The organism is Microcystis sp. M079S1 (genome assembly GCF_020246425.1).
Lineage (GTDB): Bacteria > Cyanobacteriota > Cyanobacteriia > Cyanobacteriales > Microcystaceae > Microcystis > Microcystis aeruginosa.
This window is the reverse complement of record NZ_JADBSZ010000109.1, coordinates 1-17,153: the sequence shown is the minus strand read 5'-3', so window position 1 is coordinate 17,153 and position 17,153 is coordinate 1. Positions and strand designations below refer to the sequence as shown.

The 17,153-nt window shown below is 42.4% G+C and carries 13 protein-coding genes and 1 pseudogene; 9 read left to right on the top strand and 5 right to left on the bottom strand.

Annotated elements, in window-relative coordinates:
* The first annotated feature begins 183 nt into the window (after positions 1 to 183).
* Positions 184 to 1,182: a nitrate ABC transporter ATP-binding protein gene (locus IM456_RS07120; RefSeq protein ID WP_287691892.1), complete on the top strand. Its 999-nt coding sequence runs from the start codon at positions 184 to 186 to the stop codon at positions 1,180 to 1,182.
* A gap of 325 nt (positions 1,183 to 1,507) precedes the next feature.
* On the opposite strand, the gene IM456_RS07115 is transcribed toward IM456_RS07120, so the two are convergent.
* A complete protein-coding gene (locus IM456_RS07115) occupies positions 1,508 to 2,134 on the bottom strand; it encodes a DUF2301 domain-containing membrane protein (protein ID WP_287691894.1) in 627 nt (208 codons plus the stop codon).
* A 244-nt stretch (positions 2,135 to 2,378) separates the two neighbouring features.
* Between IM456_RS07115 and thiO the strand changes: the two genes are divergently transcribed.
* From thiO to IM456_RS07075, 8 genes and pseudogenes are all read left to right on the top strand, one after another.
* Complete coding sequence (thiO, locus tag IM456_RS07110; RefSeq protein ID WP_287691896.1) at positions 2,379 to 4,310, top strand: glycine oxidase ThiO; 1,932 nt, start codon at positions 2,379 to 2,381, stop codon at positions 4,308 to 4,310.
* Positions 4,311 to 4,792: 482 nt separating this feature from the next.
* Positions 4,793 to 5,476: pseudogene (locus IM456_RS07105) on the top strand (ISAzo13-like element transposase-related protein); the annotation flags it as partial.
* Positions 5,477 to 5,703: 227 nt separating this feature from the next.
* The gene (locus IM456_RS07100) at positions 5,704 to 5,841 is read left to right on the top strand and encodes a hypothetical protein (protein WP_253881063.1); all 138 of its coding nucleotides are present in this window, start codon (positions 5,704 to 5,706) and stop codon (positions 5,839 to 5,841) included.
* Positions 5,842 to 5,880: 39 nt separating this feature from the next.
* Complete coding sequence (gene cbiD / locus IM456_RS07095) at positions 5,881 to 7,008, top strand: cobalt-precorrin-5B (C(1))-methyltransferase CbiD (RefSeq protein ID WP_287691898.1); 1,128 nt, start codon at positions 5,881 to 5,883, stop codon at positions 7,006 to 7,008.
* Between the two features lie 358 nt (positions 7,009 to 7,366).
* Complete coding sequence (gene guaA / locus IM456_RS07090; RefSeq protein ID WP_149985817.1) at positions 7,367 to 8,992, top strand: glutamine-hydrolyzing GMP synthase; 1,626 nt, start codon at positions 7,367 to 7,369, stop codon at positions 8,990 to 8,992.
* An 88-nt stretch (positions 8,993 to 9,080) separates the two neighbouring features.
* Positions 9,081 to 10,322 (top strand): DUF262 domain-containing protein, encoded by a 1,242-nt coding sequence (locus IM456_RS07085; protein ID WP_287691942.1) that lies wholly within the window; start codon positions 9,081 to 9,083, stop codon positions 10,320 to 10,322.
* Between the two features lie 14 nt (positions 10,323 to 10,336).
* A complete protein-coding gene (locus tag IM456_RS07080) occupies positions 10,337 to 10,975 on the top strand; it encodes a HEPN domain-containing protein (RefSeq protein ID WP_287691940.1) in 639 nt (212 codons plus the stop codon).
* Between the two features lie 85 nt (positions 10,976 to 11,060).
* Complete coding sequence (locus IM456_RS07075) at positions 11,061 to 12,329, top strand: DNA cytosine methyltransferase (RefSeq protein ID WP_149985814.1); 1,269 nt, start codon at positions 11,061 to 11,063, stop codon at positions 12,327 to 12,329.
* An 88-nt stretch (positions 12,330 to 12,417) separates the two neighbouring features.
* On the opposite strand, the gene IM456_RS07070 is transcribed toward IM456_RS07075, so the two are convergent.
* From IM456_RS07070 to IM456_RS07055, 4 genes are all read right to left on the bottom strand, one after another.
* Positions 12,418 to 14,037, bottom strand: a complete 1,620-nt coding sequence (locus IM456_RS07070; protein ID WP_287691939.1) for a S8 family serine peptidase — start codon at positions 14,035 to 14,037, stop codon at positions 12,418 to 12,420.
* 43 nt (positions 14,038 to 14,080) lie between these two features.
* Positions 14,081 to 15,166 carry a calcium/proton exchanger gene (gene cax, locus IM456_RS07065; protein WP_149985812.1) on the bottom strand — a complete coding sequence of 362 codons (1,086 nt, stop codon included), beginning with the start codon at positions 15,164 to 15,166 and terminating at the stop codon, positions 14,081 to 14,083.
* Complete coding sequence (locus tag IM456_RS07060; protein ID WP_149985811.1) at positions 15,163 to 15,624, bottom strand: cupredoxin domain-containing protein; 462 nt, start codon at positions 15,622 to 15,624, stop codon at positions 15,163 to 15,165. Before IM456_RS07060 ends, cax begins: the two co-directional genes overlap by 4 nt.
* A 251-nt stretch (positions 15,625 to 15,875) precedes the next feature.
* On the bottom strand, positions 15,876 to 16,184 hold the full coding sequence (locus tag IM456_RS07055; RefSeq protein ID WP_002757875.1) for a DUF6679 family protein: 309 nt from the start codon (positions 16,182 to 16,184) through the stop codon (positions 15,876 to 15,878).
* Between the last annotated feature and the right edge of the window lie 969 nt (positions 16,185 to 17,153).

Sequence of the window (17,153 nt, the reverse complement as noted above, 5' to 3'; positions counted from 1 at the left end):
GGAGTGATCGGGGGGAAATTTCAGGGACTTTTTCCCTGAAAATTGGGTAATTGACCAGATGAAAATCGCTAAAACCCTACACCCCACACCCCATACCCCACACCCCACGAAAAACTTTTTCAGCAGACCCCAATTAATGGTTGTGGTGGGCAAAGCCCACCTTAAAATAAATCTAGGACGAATATGCAAACTTTTACCGATAAGACCGTGAATTCCAGCACCACCACCCAGCCTTTTTTATTAGTTAGTAATGTTGCCAAAGAATACCCCACTCAAGCAGGGGTTTACACCGTTTTAGACGGTGTGGAGCTGCAAGTCAACGAGGGGGAATTTGTCTGCATTATCGGTCACTCCGGCTGCGGTAAATCGACCCTTTTAAATATGGTGGCGGGGTTTTCTTCTCCTAGTCGTGGGCAAGTGCTGCTACAGGATAAAGAGGTTAAGGAACCAGGGCCAGACCGGATGATGGTATTCCAAAATTATTCGCTTTTGCCCTGGAAAACTGCCTTTGAGAACGTTTATATCGGGGTTAATTCCGTTTATCCCGAAAAATCTCAGGCTGAGAAGGTGAGAATCGTGGAAGAAAACCTATCCTTAGTGGGATTGACAGAAGCAGCCCAGAAAAAACCCCCCCAATTATCGGGAGGCATGAAACAACGGGTTGCGATCGCCCGCGCCCTGGCCATTCGTCCCCAAGTCCTCATCCTCGATGAACCCTTTGGAGCCCTAGATGCGATTACTAAAGAAGAATTACAGGAAGAATTGCTGAAAATCTGGCAAGAACACCAGTTAACGGTGTTGATGATTACCCACGATATCGATGAGGCTTTATTTTTGTGCGATCGCTTGGTGATGATGACCAACGGCCCGAGCGCTAAAATCGGTGAGGTGTTAAAGATGCCTTTTGCCCGTCCCCGGGTTCGTTCCCAAATTACCGAGGATCCCCGTTACTACGAACTTCGCAATGAAGCTCTCGATTTCCTCTACAATCGTTTTGCCCATTCGGAGGATCCCAACGAGGATGCCCCCGAAGAACCCCGCACAGAAAATCTCCTGGGTAAAATTGTTACTACTATTGCTGGCATAGCCTTACTCGCTTTTGTCGGTTTTAGTCTAATACAAATGTTCACTAGCAAGACTGCCAATACTACTAATCCCGCTACCATAGAGGCCCCCAGATAAGTAACAGTTATCAGTTATCAGTGATCAGTTATCAGTGATCAGTTATCAGTGATCAGTTATCAGTTATCAGTTATCAGATTTGAGTTTTAAGTGACAGAGGTAGAACGTAGGTTGGGTTGAAGCATGAAACCCAACGCCCGCATAGTTTACGCTACCGCTAACCCATCCTACAAATATAGCGGTTCTCACACCTGTGTGGCACAGTTAAACCTTTGCTAATTAAGCTTTTCAACATCGATAATGTACCTCTTGCGAACAGGAAACGCTATAATTGTGCCTCCCTACTTAGTTGAGACTCCGAGACTCCGAGACAGTTATCAGTTCATCAATGATTAAGATGTTCAAAGACTGATTTATCACCGATATCGTTGGGGAGAGGTTGGCTTAACTTTCTCAGAGCAAAGATAACGAATAAAGTCGCCCAGAGAATTAATAGCCCCTTTTCCCAATTTAAGGGCAATATCCCCAAAAGATGACCGAGTAAAAGGGTGGGAACTAGAGGGGTTAAAAACTTGGTTTCTAGACGATTAAAACAAAAAGCTTCTTTGAAATAAATCCCCGTGAGACTAGCAAAAATAAAGCCCACACCAAATAAACTCACCGGATGGTTATAGACAAATTCTAGGAGAGAAAGCTGATAATAGAGGCTGAAAATCAGGGAAGTAATCGCCCCAATTAGCCAAAAAACTTGCAGGAGACGATGAAGGGGAATTAAATAAATATGGATAGTCAGTAAACTGATGCCTAACCCCAGACAAAAACCAATGTATAAAAGGTTGGTCAGGGGCAATAATTGCGGTCGGGTGAGAACTATAATTGTAGCGACAGCAAAACTAAAAGCCGCTAAATTTAACCCCAAACGGTAGAGACGCACGCCTAGGCGATCGCTATCCGTAATCGTAAACTCTCCGAATTGACCTTGATAAACTCGATCGACAGCAGGGGAAGTCATAATGCTCTAAAGAAAAAGGGAAGCTTAGAAAAGATTGACTACAAATCATCTTAAGCTTAAATTATGGCAGTGGCCTCATTTCTTCCCTCTCTCGGCTGACTAATTGCGAGTTTAGTAGTCAATCAAGCTAAAAATTATGATTAATTGGGATAAAAAAATATATATGCTATTTTACTGCGTCTTTCTTGTTTTAACTTCTAATTGCTTGTCATTCCAGTAATTCTTTTCGGTGCCAGATACTTTTATGAACTCAACTAGCGAAATTTTGATCGTGGGCGGTGGTATTATCGGATTAGCGATCGCCGTCGATTTGCAATTGCGCGGGGCAAAAGTTACCCTCCTAGTTCGAAATATAGCTCAGGCCGCTAGTCGTGCGGCTGCGGGAATGTTGGCCCCCCATGCGGAAGGGATTCCCCCAGGTCCGTTTCTCGATCTTTGCCTGCGATCGCGCTGGTTATATCCAGAATGGAGCCGCAAAATCGAGGATTTAACGGGTATAAACAGCGGTTACTATCCCTGCGGTATTCTTGCTCCCGTTTACGAGCTAGATCAGCCCGTTACTACCGAGGAAGTTAATAAAATTTGGTTAGACAGCAATGCAGTTCACCTCTACCAACCCGGCCTAGGTAAAGATGTGGTCGGTGGTTGGTGGTATCCCGACGATGGACAAGTGGACAATCGGCAGCTAGTGACTGCGCTGCAACAAGCGGCCGAAAATTTAGGGGTAGAAATTCGCCAAGGCATCGAAGTGCACGCCTTACAACAAAAGCAGGGAAAAGTCAAGAGTATTTATACCTCAATTGGGGAATTAGAAGCAAAAATTTATATTTTAGCGACGGGATCCTGGGCCAGTCAACTTTTACCCCTCCCCATCCATCCCGTCAAAGGTCAAATGGCTGCGGTAAAAATGCCCCCTAACCAGACCTTAGCGAGAGTTTTATTCGGTCCGCAAACCTATCTGGTTCCCCGTCGCAATGGTCGTTTAATTATCGGGGCCACTTCCGAAAAAGTGGCCTGGCAAACTGGCAATACACCCCAAGGACTACAAACCCTTTTTGAGCGCGCTACCCGTCTCTATCCCCCTTTAGCTGACTGGGAAATCGAGGAGATGTGGTGGGGATTCCGTCCGGGTACAGCGGATGAATTACCCATTTTAGGCCGCAGTAGCTGTGATAACCTGATTTTAGCCACCGGTCACTATCGCAATGGCATTTTACTAGCTCCTGTCACTGCTTCCTTAATCGCTGACCTGGTGATTAATGACAAAGTTAATCCCATTTTGACCCATTTTCGATGCGATCGCTTTAATCAACTATCACCCGTTACTATTCCACCTATGTCCTTAACTATTATTGAGAATAAACCCCAAGCGCTTTTATCACCCCAGAATGATTGCCTCACCATTGCCGGGAAAACCTTTCACTCCCGCTTGATGACTGGGACTGGCAAATATGCCAATCTGACAACTATGCAGGAAAGTATTAGTGCCAGTGAATGTCAGATTGTCACCGTTGCCGTTAGACGAGTACAAACGAACGCACCCGGTCATGAGGGATTAGCAGAGGCGATCGATTGGTCTAAAATTTGGATGTTACCCAACACTGCCGGTTGTCAAACGGCCGAAGAAGCGGTTCGGGTGGCCCGTTTAGGGCGAGAAATGGCCAAATTATTGGGACAGGAAGACAATAACTTTATTAAACTCGAAGTTATTCCCGATCCTAAATATTTATTACCCGATCCGATCGGAACTTTGCAAGCGGCCGAACAATTAGTTAAAGAAGGTTTTGCCGTACTGCCCTATATTAACGCCGATCCTCTCTTAGCCAAACGTTTAGAGGAAGCCGGCTGCGTCACGGTTATGCCCCTAGGATCGCCAATCGGGTCGGGACAGGGGCTGAAAAATGAAGCAAATATCGCGATTATCATCGAATCGGCCAAAATTCCCGTGGTGGTAGATGCCGGGATCGGCACACCCTCAGAAGCAGCCCGGGCCATGGAAATGGGTGCGGATGCTTTATTAATTAACAGTGCGATCGCTATGGCGGCCAATCCGGTTATGATGGCGCAAGCCATGGGAATGGCGGCAAAAGCGGGACGTTTAGCCTATTTAGCGGGAAGAATGCCCATTAAGTCCTATGCTAGTCCTAGTTCCCCCCTGACGGGAACGATCGCCTAACCGATTAAGCTGGGAATTGGCTGTTTTCAGCCATCGTGAGCGGGGCCAGAAAAATTGACCACAATAGACCTCTTCCATAATTTTTTTATGGTATCGTGGGAGGTTTTGCTTTTTTCTTGATTTTCAGATGGAAGTCGAAAAAAGAATATAATGTGATCTTAGGTCAGGAAATCATCTATAACTTTTGGCTCTTCGGTAATTGTTATGCAAATAATTAACTTAAAATAAAATTCGATGAGAGTGCCTACGCTCAAAAATAGCTGAAATCTATACAGGGAAAAACTTGAGGCACAAACAGGTTAATACCAAAAGATAGACAATCGAGTTAAGATTTGATATAATAGTCAAAAACCAGAGTATTTTCCTAAGAGAATTACAGAGAATGATTGATCCTATTAATAATGGGAAAATCATCAGAGTGAGGAATTCGCATGAAACCAGCACCCCTGATTCAACTAACCGATAGTCTGAAAGCCCTTTAGATCAAAACTGCCCAAAAGCTGAAAGGCAGTGACCGACGACAATTTATGGCAGAAGTGGTGAAAACGTTAGGTATTGGGGGGCAAACCTTTGCCGAACGAGAATTGGGATGGAATCGGCGAACAATCCGCAAAGGGATGGGGGAATTGACAAGTGGACAAGCACTCGAAGATGGTTATCATCGCAGTGGACGCAAGCGAGTAGAAGAAAAATTACCTAATTTGCTCGAAGATATACGAGCCTTGGTAGAACCACAGGCACAGACCGATCCTAGTTTCAAAAGCACCCGTTTATACAGCCGGATAAGTGCATCCGAAGTGCGTCGTCAATTGATAGAGCAGAAAGGCTACCAAGAGGAGGAATTGCCCAGTGAGGAGACGATTCGCTGTCGCTTAAACGAGATGGGATATAGCTTAAAATGGGTAATCAAGGCGAAACCGCCAAAGAAAATACCAGAAACAGATGCCATCTTTGAGCAAATCCACTCGGTTAATCAACAAGCCGATGATGACCCGCAGACCTTACGCCTCTCAATGGATGCCAAAGTAGCCGTCAAGGTTGGAGAGTTTGACCGAGGAGGCAAAGCGCGAGTGACCACTGTTGCCTTAGACCATGATTTTGAAGCACTCACCACCCTCACCCCCTATGGCATTTTCCTCCCCGAATACAATGAACTGTATTTGTTCGGCTCTTCGTTACTTGGTATGATTCGATCAGGGGGCATAAATCGACTAAATCCTTATCCGGCAAGAGACTTAATTGATTAGCTCGTTCTAGATCGAAAACAATTGGCATAAATCGAAGCAATGTCTTTCTATATAAGGGTTTCATCCCTTATAACCCCCCTCCATTGCATAACACAAACCGAAGAACCAAAGACAGATTCTATCAATCCTTATTAATTCAAGATGCTGTGATTCGCTGTTTTGAAGTCATTGGAGAAGCTGTTAAACAACTCTCTCCTGAGATTAGAAAAAATATCCTGAAATTACTTGGCGTAAAATTGCAGGGTTTCGAGAAAAATAGCAGCGGTTGCCACCTAGTTCTATAATCAGATCACAGCTAATTTGATTGGCTATCGACCCTATTCATGTCTATCTCCCCACCCCGTCCGGGTTACACTTTACCGGTTTTTGCCTGTGCCAGTGCGATCGCATCTCTCCAGCATCTCCACGGCGAAAATGAGCTAAATTCCGTTACTTTTAATCTTTTAGAACCGCCAGAAGCCGTTACAATTGCCATCGAACAAGTTGCCCGACTGAACCCCGATGCTGCCCTAGCCATCACCCGCAGCGATCCGGGGGATAATTTAGATTTAACTAGAAATACCCCTATATGGGCGTTAGTAGAAAGAAAAACGGGTAATCAAGAGATAGAGATTCAAGGCGGTCAAGGAATCGGCCTACAGGTTGATAATGGCGGAAAATCAGCTATCTATAGTTATGCCCAGCGTCTGCTGCAAGAAAACCTCAGACCCCTGTTACTGCCCCAAGAAAGCCTCATAGTGACGATTATCCTTCCAGAAGGCAAAAAACTGGCCACAAGGACTTCTAACGCCGCTTTTGGGGTGGTAGAGGGATTATCTTTGTTGGGTACCACTGGCATTTCCCAACCTCTCAGCGCCCCCGGACAGTTAGAAATCTTTCGCGAGCAATTAAAAATTTTATCTCTTCGTTTCGATCGCTTGGTGTTTTGTATCGGGGAAAATGGCTTAGATTTAGCCCCTCAAATGGGCATTAATCCTGATATTTTGGTAAAAACAGCCAATTGGATCGGGCCGATGTTATTAGAGGCACAATTACAGGGAATCTCTGAAATTCTTTTGTTTGGTTATCACGGTAAATTAATTAAACTTGCCGGGGGAATCTTTCAGACTCACCATCATCTCGCCGATGGTCGTCGGGAAATTCTTACCGCCTACGCCGCTAAAATGGGTTTAGCTACCCCCCATCTCCAGCAAATTTTTGACAGTAGCACCAGCGAAAACGGTCTGGAATATCTGCGTCAATTAGACCGGCAAACGGGAGATAATTGGGTGGAACGCATCTATGGAGAAATGGCTAATACGATTGATCGCCGTTGCCAAGAATACGTTTATAACCACAGTAACGGTCATCTTAGGGTCGGTTGTATTTTATTTGATCGCTCTCGTTCTTTGATCAGCAAAAGCGAAAATGGCCTTAAATTTTTGCAAAATCTACAAGTTACCCCCCAGTGACCGTGCTATGATCGTGGGAATATTTAGGGCTTGCTGAAAAAGTACGGGCGAAGCATTCGGATAGAAAATCTACGGTTTCACCGATAGGTTATTGCCCGAATGCTTCGCCCCTACAGGACGCGGGCCGATGAAGACGCAAGGTTTTGAACGACGATTCTCTCAAAATCTTGCACCTGTTTCGCTCGTAAAGCCCCAAAACCCTTACTTTGCCTACATTTCACATTTATTCAGCAAGCCCTATTTAGTCTTAAAAAATGAAACTAATAAGGCTAGACTATTGTAGCTTATTTTCAGAACAATAGCCGATTTAGTTTACAAATCTTTAACCTTTTCCTGCCAGTTTCTTTTTTTGATCGTAGTGACAACTCAAACCCCCCTTCCTACCCCTCAAGAGACTTTGCCCTCAGAGTCCTTCACTAATAGCCTTAATCGTCAAATAATCATCATTCTTGACTTTGGCTCCCAGTATTCTGAATTAATCGCCCGCAGAATCAGGGAAACGAACGTTTACTCCGAAGTTCTCTCCTATCGTACCAGCGCCGAACAATTGGCCCAAATCAACCCGAAAGGAATAATTCTTTCGGGCGGTCCCAATTCCGTCTATGATCCGGGAGCGCCCCACTGTGATCCCGAAATTTGGAATTTAGGTGTACCCATCCTCGGAGTTTGCTACGGGATGCAATTGATGGTACAGCAGTTAGGAGGCAGGGTAGAACGGGCAAAACGGGCCGAATACGGCAAAGCATCCCTATTTATCAACGATCCTACCGATTTATTAACCAATGTCGAGGACGGTTCCACCGCTTGGATGAGTCACGGGGATTCCTGCGTGGAATTGCCCGCGGGTTTTGAAATTCTCGCTCATACCGATAATACCGATTGTGCGGCCATTGCCGATCACAAGAAAAAACTCTTTGGAGTGCAGTTTCACCCGGAAGTTGTCCATTCTGTGGGAGGAATCGCCTTAATTCGCAATTTCGTCTATCATATCTGCAAATGCGAACCCACTTGGACCACGGAAGCTTTTGTCGAGGAATCGATCCGAGAAATTAGGGCAAAAGTGGGCGATAAGCGAGTTTTATTGGCTTTATCCGGCGGTGTGGACTCCTCTACCTTAGCATTCCTCTTGCATCGAGCGATCGGTGATCAACTAACCTGTATGTTTATCGATCAGGGATTCATGCGTAAGGGTGAACCAGAACGATTAATGCAGATATTTAACGAGCAATTCCATATTAGAGTCGAGTATGTCAACGCTAGAAAGCGATTTTTAGCGCAAGTGGCCGGTGTCACCGATCCCGAGGAAAAGCGCCGTCGTATCGGCCATGAATTTATTCAGGTGTTTGAAGAAGAATCGAATCGTTTGGGACCCTTTGATTATCTGGCCCAAGGAACTTTATATCCCGATGTGATTGAATCGGCCGATAGTAATGTGGATCCCAAAACCGGGGAAAGAGTAGCGGTTAAAATTAAAAGTCATCATAACGTTGGTGGACTGCCGAAAAATCTCCGGTTTAAATTAGTCGAACCCCTGCGAAAATTATTTAAGGATGAGGTGAGAAAATTAGGTCGATCGATCGGTCTTCCGGAAGAAATTGTTCGTCGTCAACCTTTCCCCGGCCCCGGTTTAGCAATTCGCATTTTAGGGGAAGTGACCGCAGATAAATTAAATATTTTGCGCGATGCAGATTGGGTAGTGCGCGACGAGATTAATAAGCAGGGAATGTATCACGATTTCTGGCAAGCTTTCGCGGTTTTATTGCCTGTCCGCAGTGTGGGAGTGATGGGAGATCAACGCACCTACGCTTATCCCATTGTCCTACGTTTAGTCAGCAGCGAAGACGGAATGACTGCCGATTGGTCGCGGGTTCCCTATGATTTATTGGAGACAATTTCTAATCGCATTGTCAATGAAGTTAAGGGAGTTAACCGCGTGGTTTATGATATTACTTCTAAGCCCCCCGGAACTATAGAATGGGAGTAGTATTGAATTATTGATTGATTGTTAGTCCCGTCCAAATATTGGGGCGGGATTTTTGCAGAATAGACAATTGAGGAGATTAATTACTACCATGACACAGTTAGAGATGTGGGAAGAAATAGAAGCGGTGGATTTTGCCGAAGAAGAAGAAGATATTGCAGGAGAATCAGCAAACCAAAAAAAGCTACAACTCAAAGAAATCTCCGAGACTGTTGTTGCTGGAAGTGATTGGACTACCGCAACGATCCGCGATCAATTAATTCGAGAAAATATTCAACTCAATCCGCGCTTTCAAAGACGAGATGCTTGGAATATTACTCGTAAAAGTCGATTTATTGAATCCCTAATTCTAGGGTTTCCAGTCCCACTGATTGTCTTAGCTACTAATAATAAGGAAAAAGGGAAATTTATCGTTCTTGATGGCAAACAACGCCTACTAACAATTTTACAGTTTTATGGTGACAGTGCCACACCTAATAATAGTTTTACTTTAAAAGATTTAGAATTTTTAGATAATCTCAATGGCTGCCAATATCAAGATCTAAAAAATGACTTCAATTTAAATGATTTCTTAGACCAACTGGATAATCAAACTATCCGCACGATTGTTATCCGTAATTGGAAAACGGAGAGTTTCCTCCATAAAATTTTTCTGCGTCTCAATGTGGAAAATACCCCTTTGTCTTCTCAAGAATTAAGACAAGCATTACACCCAGGGGGTTTTATTAATTTTTTAGATGATCGAGCGATCAAAAGTCAAGCATTAAAGAAAATATTTAAATCTTCCTATCCCGATTTCCGGATGCGCGACACTGATATACTATTGCGTTATGTAGCTTTTCATTATTATTTATCTGATTATCGCGGTGATGTTCAGATGCTTCTAGATAAAACCTGTCAAAATTTCAATCAAGAATGGGAAAAACGCTCAGATGAAATTATCAATGTTGTTGATCAATTTGAAAAAGCTGTCCAAACAACGATTAATATTTTTGGAGAGAAAAACTTTTCTCGTCTCTGGCTGCCTGAATCGGCAACTTATCGAAGTCAGTTCAATCGAGCAATTTTAGATGTGATGGTTTTTTACTTTTGCGATGATCTAATTAGAGCAGCTGCCGAGAAAAACAAAGAACAGGTAGAAGAAGCATTTAAAAGTTTATTTCTTACTGCCGTTGATCGATTTAAAAATGCTGTATTAATTAATCCACATACTAAACAATCAACCTATGATCGTTTTCATTTATGGGGTCAAGCTTTATCAAAAGTATTAGATATTAACTTCAATATTCCTCAGATGGAAGATAACCGTATTATTTTTAAGGGGTTAAGATAGTTAGTTTTTTTACTATGCCGAAATCTCTGAGATTTAGACAACTAACCAAAGAATTAAATCGACTCAAAAAACAATTCCTACCTCGTAAATTCAGCGAGATCAATGACTATTCTGAAAGACAATTAGCTTTAACTTTTGCCTATCGAGTTTTTGCTCATGCTGAGATTGAATCTTATCTTGAAGATCGAGTTTGGCATACCGTACTGACAGCAAAAAATAGCTGGGATAATCAAGGTAAAGCTGGTCGAGTTTTGTTATGTGTAATCGCTTTTTCTGGTCAAGAAATGGAAGCTCCTCCCGACACCCTTACTCCTCTTAAAGGTAAGAAAAATCTGCCTGAAGATAAACTAAAAATAACTAAAAAAATTGACATAGCGATTAGATGTTTTAAATCAGTTATCGATCAAAATCATGGGATTAAAGAAACTAACCTATTAAAATTACTCTTACCAATCGGCATCGATAGTGATGACTTAGATAAAGTTTGGTTACTAAATATGGATACTTTTGGAGAAGAACGCGGTGAAATCGCTCATTCTTCGGCAATAAAAACGAAAAAAACGCCTAACCCTGCCGACGAATTAGAAAGAGTTAAACAAATTATTCAAGAATTAGAGAAAGTCGATCAATTGATTACTAAATTGCTCGAGTAATTGCCCTCTTAATAAAATTTAAAGTGTTAATTATATCAAAAATACAGTATAATGAAAGGCAGACAATAGAGAGCTAATCATCAAGGTGAAACATAGACCAATTGCGATCGATTTATTTGCTGGCTGCGGTGGGATGTCCCTTGGTCTAGAAGCGGCGGGATTTGATATTGCTGTAGCGGTGGAGTTTGATGCAGTCCATTCCTTGGTTCATCATTTTAACTTTCCCTATTGTCAAACTATTTGCCGGGATATAGCCAAAGTAACAAGTAGAGAAATATGGGAATTATTAAAACTAAAAGGCTATGCCACCGATGTTAGTTTAATTGCCGGCGGCCCGCCGTGCCAAGGTTTTTCATTGATTGGTAAACGACAAATAGATGATCCTAGAAATTCTCTTGTATTTGAATATCTGCGGATTGTAGGGGAAATTAAACCCAAGTATTTTATCTTTGAAAATGTCCCCGGCATGGCGACGGGTAAACATAAACAATTTTTAGAGGAGTTAATCTCTGAATTTGAAGCTATTGGCTATACAATTAATCAGCCAATTAAAATCCTTGATGCCAGTGAATATGGCGCACCACAAAAGCGCAGAAGATTAATCTTAATTGGTAGTCGAAAAGACGTGCCGATGGCTAAATATCCTTTGACAAAGACCGTCGATTTAAACTCAGCCAAAAAATCAGCTTTTCCCAGCGTCTATGATGCGATTTCAGATTTAGAATTAATACCTGCCTTTATCGATACTGATTTAGGCATACCTGCATCAAAATTAGATTATAGTGGTAAGAGGAAAAAATATTCAGTGCAGCCAGGGGATATTTTTAAACTTTGCCATCAAAGAACAGTAGATACAAAAATCTATGGACATATAGGCTCAGTTCATACCCAAAGATCAATTGATAGATTTATCGTAACCGAACCGGGTACAGTGGAACCAAAAAGTCGCTTTTTAAAGCTTTCTCCCACTGGTTTATGTAATACTCTCCGGGCCGGAACTAATAGTGACAAAGGGGCCTATACTGCTCCTAGACCCATTCACTATTCTATTCCTCGTTGTATTACTGTACGAGAAGCCGCCAGATTACATACATTCCCCGATTGGTTTCAGTTTCACCGCACAATATGGCATGGTTTTCGTGAGATTGGTAATGCAGTTATTCCGCTATTATCGAAAGAACTTGGCTCTTCTGTGATGGGAGCAATGAATATTGATACAGCCAATTTCGACCAGCTTATTTTGGAAAAAATGCCCGAAGACTTATTGCTATATAATATGTCTCAAGCATCAAACTATTGGGGAATACCTGACGATGTTATCCCGAAAAGAAAACGAGGTGTCTCTCAGAGATAGTACGATTAACTGCCAATCGAACTTGAAAAACTCGCTCCCATCTTCTCAGCCTCTTATACTTTTTAAACAGGATTTACTATCATTTTTATTATTCGGGAACCGTCCACCAAGCAAGAGCAAAAGCTTGTTCTTTCTCGTTAACTTGTTGACGATATTGAACCCGAATTTTATAGTTTCCAGAGATGGGGACAGGACAAAAAATATGCTCTAAACTATCACTATCACTCAGGGAAGCACAGGTGTATTTAGCATTATTATCCTCCTGGGCAGGTAAAAGATAAACATCTAAATTATTCAGTCCGCGATCCTGGAAACTTTCATCGAGATCATAGAGATTATTGCGATTAGTATCGATTAGTTCTACTAAACGATCCCAAGCTAAAGTGATCGAAACAAAACTATTAGCTTTTAAGGGCTTCTCTAGGGCATAATCTTGATAACTATTAGCGGTAACTGTAGCGTAATCCCAACCAATAGGAGGAATAGATTCTGCGGCGGACCATTGACCATTACTAAACTGTTGGTAGGCGCGAAAAGTGTTAAGATGTCCCGTCCCCATCTGTATATCTAAAGGAATTTTCGGGTCTTTATAAGCATCGGACTCTAACCAAGTTTTTTGGTCTTTAGTTAAGACTGTCCGTCTCATACCTAGCCGTAACCCATCACCCGTATCTTTAATTTTATCGGCAGCATTAAGCATCACTGCCTTCATCACTTGATGATGACGAGAATCGAGACTCCAATGGGGATTTTTTTGATTAATTTGTTGATCGCCGTATTCTTGTAAAAGTGCCACGGATGCCGTAATATGAGGAGCGGCGAAACTGGTGCCACTAACAGTATTTAATTTACCTTTGAGGTCATAAAGCTCTATTTTATTGCCGGGGGCAACTAAATTAATTGACCGCCGCAAACCATCATTAATTTCCCGTTTAATTAAACTGCGACCAATACCCAGCGGCAAAGCACTAATATTAGCAAAATCAACTTTAGTAAATTTTCCTTCTCTTTTGGCTGTATAGGCGGTAGTAATGCCGTTAAAATGATCGGTGGGAATGGGAATTCCTCCCTTACCTTGATTACCAGCAATTACATAAAGAACATCATCAACTCGCGATGACCAATCAACACATTGAGTTAATAAAGCTTGACCATCTAATTTTGGTTCCTGTCTTTGATCTCTTTGCAAAGATTCCCCAAAACTAAAGTTAATCGCCCGCACATCACCGCTATTTTGTCGGGCAATATTTTGACTAGCCAGACATTCTTCCGGTTGTCCGCCGCGTCGCAAAGAACCCACCGCCCCCGAATATAATCTCGCTTTTGGGGCCACTCCGGGGATTTTTTTATCATCACTGACCATTACCGTTGCCACCATAGCGGCGTGATTATCTAGATAGGTGTTGGGTTTGGCAATTTGATCGCGAAAAAAAACACCGGCTAATTTATAGGGAGGTCGCCAAGCTGCCACTTTATCATAACCGAACTGAGCCGGTCGGCCGATTTCCACTTGACCGATGGCAATTTTTCGCCCTAATAAATTATAGGGTTCCGCCCGCAGGCGATCGGCATAAATTCCCTGTTCACCGATGGAATTAGAAAGAACTAGGGAAGGAAGCAGAATTATCGTTACTACTAACCCGACGACAAACCAAAACCCTCTTTTCATCATCAGCAATCCTGCGGCGGTAAGGTGATACCGATCCATTCTAAGACAGAAATCTCCGAAAATACCTAAGTCTCTTTTTTGGCTAGGCGGGATGGTAATAAAAAGCCACTGCCAAGATTAAATAGGTGGCTAGTAATAGGGTTCCATCTAACCAATTGGAACGACCGGTAAAGCTGATTAAATTAGTGACAACCACCGCCACAATTAAAGCCACCACGTTAAAGGGATTAAAATTTAAATCCATCGGTTGCTGCCAAAATTGACCGATAAAAACTAATAAAGGTGCCACGAATAAAGCCACCAATAAACTATCACCCATAGCCACGGAAACCGTTAAATCCATCTGATTTTTTAGGGCTAATTGAGTGACGGTAACTATTCCAGAAACATCGCTAATTAAAGGAATGAAAATCACCCCGATAAAGAGAGGAGTGAGATTAAATCCTTCCATCACTGATTCCACTACATCAACAAATAAATCCGACTCATAAGCTACAGCTACGGTGGAAGTAAGCAGCACAAGTAACCAAATCCAGACTTGAGCTTTTTCTTCCTCACTAACCTGATTGTCGGGGGTATTTTCATTACTTAATCCCACTTCGTAGAGATAGCTATGGGTTTTGAGGGAAAATAATAAAGTTAACCCGTAAACTATTAATAAAACCGTGGCGGTGACTAGGGAAAGACTGAGAATATCGGCAACTTCCACCACGTTAGAAGTATATATTACCAAAGTTGGTAAAGCGATCGCTATTACTGCTAAAGTCATGGAAGAACCATTTACCCGCGCTAAAATCGGTTTAAATTCTTGCTCTTTGTAGCGAATTCCTCCCGTGAGCATTCCCATGCCCATAAATAATAATAAATCGCTGAGAATACTACCGGTAATACTGGCTTGTACGATGTCCACCAATCCTTTTTTTAGGGCAATTAAGGCAATAACTAAAGTGGTAGTATTGCCGAAGATAGCATTAACTAATCCTCCCAAAGTTGGCCCGGTGACTACGGCAACTCTTTCCACGGCCGTACTTAACCAAATTGACAGGGGAATGATCGATAAAGCGGCAGCGATAAAAATAGCTTGATCTCCCCAATTAAGACGACTAGCGACCACCGATAGGGGAATAAATAATAGGAAAGCAAAGGAGACAATTTTTCTTAAATTCATGGGTTATTAATGGCGATTTCTCCCACCATTCCCGCTTCAGCATGACCCGGAATAGTACAGATTAATTTATACTTACCAGTTTTGAGAGGAACTATTACCCATTCTGCCTGTGCATTAGGTTTTAATTCTAGTTCGTGAATCGCCCCTTTAATCTCCACTTTTCCCGCTTCAACTTTCTGCGTCCAACTAGCATCGGCGAAGTCTTTAGCGGTAAAATAATGTTTAGTGGGACTGGGATTATCGAGAATTAATTTGTATTTTTGTCCGGCAATAAAGTTTAATTGACTAGGAAAGAATTTTAATTCTCCTTGCCCGGAGCCTAGACTAATTTTAACTTCTAGAGGAACCGACTGGGCGCAGGCGGGAAAAGTCACTAACCAACAACTAATTAAAACTATTACTACGGCCACAAATTTTTGATAGATATCCTTGCCAGCGAAGTAGGGATTAGAATTCATTTTGCTCCTGCAGCTTATAATAGAGAAAATCCATCGGCTTTTAAGTAGCTAGACACAATCAATTACACATATCTAACTACTTCTTGCCTTTTGCCTATCCTAACCAAGAAATTAATTTTGCACGACTACTTAGGATAATTTGACAACAAGTGGTGATTCTTACCGGCTCTCTTCCCTTCCATCCCCTAAAAGTCCCTTGGCTATGGTTAAAACCACGGGACTTCTAGCCACTGTTAGTTAAATCGACAAAATTAATCTAAGCTATCGGGAGAATGGGGATAAAGTTGTTCTGCTTCTGGACAATCTTCCGAGACATTAATATCAGGATTCGTCCGCGACACCGAGGCCAGTTTTCTGCTAACCGCACCAATACTTTCTAAACGCACCATTTCTTCCCAAGAACTAATTTCGTCTTCTTCTTCTGTTTCGTAGCGAATGGTGACGAGATCGCTTTCTAGATCGACAATACGAGCATTATCAATCCATCTTTGCTGATCGCGCAAGAAAATGCAGACTTCCTGACCATCCATACAGAATTGATAAATCTTGCGGTGTAACATAAATTGCTCCTAAACAGCTTCTTTTGTTGAATTCAACTAACGGGAAGTGACAAAATGCGGTTCTTCGTTACTTGGTATGGTGCGATAGGGGGGCATAAATTGACTAAATCCTTATCTGGCAAGAGACTTAATTGATTAGTTCGCTCTAGATTAAAAACAATTGACAAAAATCGCCAAATGCCTTTTTAAATAAGGGTTCCATCCCTTATAACCCCCGTCCATTGCATAACACAAACCTAAGAACCCAAAATGCCAATCTCAGCAATAGCTCAAAAATTCCCGCGGATAACACAAAAGGGAGAAAAATTCCGCTAGCAGTGGCAAGAATGGGAAAGTAAAGTCAGGTTTCCGGTTTGGGGCTACGTTCTTCAAAGACATCGATTCGATTAATAGACGGCCTCGGCGATCACTAAAAAATCGCCCTTATAGAGTCATTGTGACATAAATTTTCACTTCCTAACAGTATTCCTGGATGGAATCGGGAATAAGGTTTAGGGATGAGGTTAGAGGCCAAATTTCAACTAATACCCCAACACCTCAACACCTAACCCCTAAGAGATGAAGTCCTTCCCCGCAAAGGTGCTATCAATGCAAATTACTGTGATAAAAGTCCAAAATGGGGCGGAAAAGACAGCTAGTAACCTCATGCCCCCTGGTCAGAACGTTCTCTACCATGAACACTGATTTCTTCACCACCACGGGCCGTCGTTTCTTGCAGCTCGCCACCTCACCACGACGCTTATTCATCGTTGACTCTCTGCTCAGTACCGTCTGCTTTCCAACTCCGAAAAATAGGTATAGGTATTGTAAAGTTTCAATACAAATATGGTCATATATAGTCATTCATGGTAATATGTACAGACAAAACTATCGGACTAGGCAAAAAAAACAGGAATAAGTTATCGAACGGCTTGGAGGTGGTGGAAACAAGGGAATTTAACAGGCTATCAATTGCCTTCTGGTACAATT

Excerpts from the sequence above, each read along its gene's own strand:
- IM456_RS07120 (WP_287691892.1), top strand. The coding sequence starts at position 184 with ATGCAAACTTTTACCGATAAGACCGTGAATTCCAGCACCACCACCCAG.
- IM456_RS07070 (WP_287691939.1), bottom strand. The coding sequence starts at position 14,037 with ATGGATCGGTATCACCTTACCGCCGCAGGATTGCTGATGATGAAAAGA.
- cax (WP_149985812.1), bottom strand. The coding sequence starts at position 15,166 with ATGAATTTAAGAAAAATTGTCTCCTTTGCTTTCCTATTATTTATTCCC.
- IM456_RS07085 (WP_287691942.1), top strand. The coding sequence starts at position 9,081 with ATGACACAGTTAGAGATGTGGGAAGAAATAGAAGCGGTGGATTTTGCC.
- IM456_RS07055 (WP_002757875.1), bottom strand. The coding sequence starts at position 16,184 with ATGTTACACCGCAAGATTTATCAATTCTGTATGGATGGTCAGGAAGTC.
- IM456_RS07060 (WP_149985811.1), bottom strand. The coding sequence starts at position 15,624 with ATGAATTCTAATCCCTACTTCGCTGGCAAGGATATCTATCAAAAATTT.
- thiO (WP_287691896.1), top strand. The coding sequence starts at position 2,379 with ATGAACTCAACTAGCGAAATTTTGATCGTGGGCGGTGGTATTATCGGA.
- IM456_RS07115 (WP_287691894.1), bottom strand. The coding sequence starts at position 2,134 with ATGACTTCCCCTGCTGTCGATCGAGTTTATCAAGGTCAATTCGGAGAG.
- cbiD (WP_287691898.1), top strand. The coding sequence starts at position 5,881 with ATGTCTATCTCCCCACCCCGTCCGGGTTACACTTTACCGGTTTTTGCC.
- IM456_RS07080 (WP_287691940.1), top strand. The coding sequence starts at position 10,337 with ATGCCGAAATCTCTGAGATTTAGACAACTAACCAAAGAATTAAATCGA.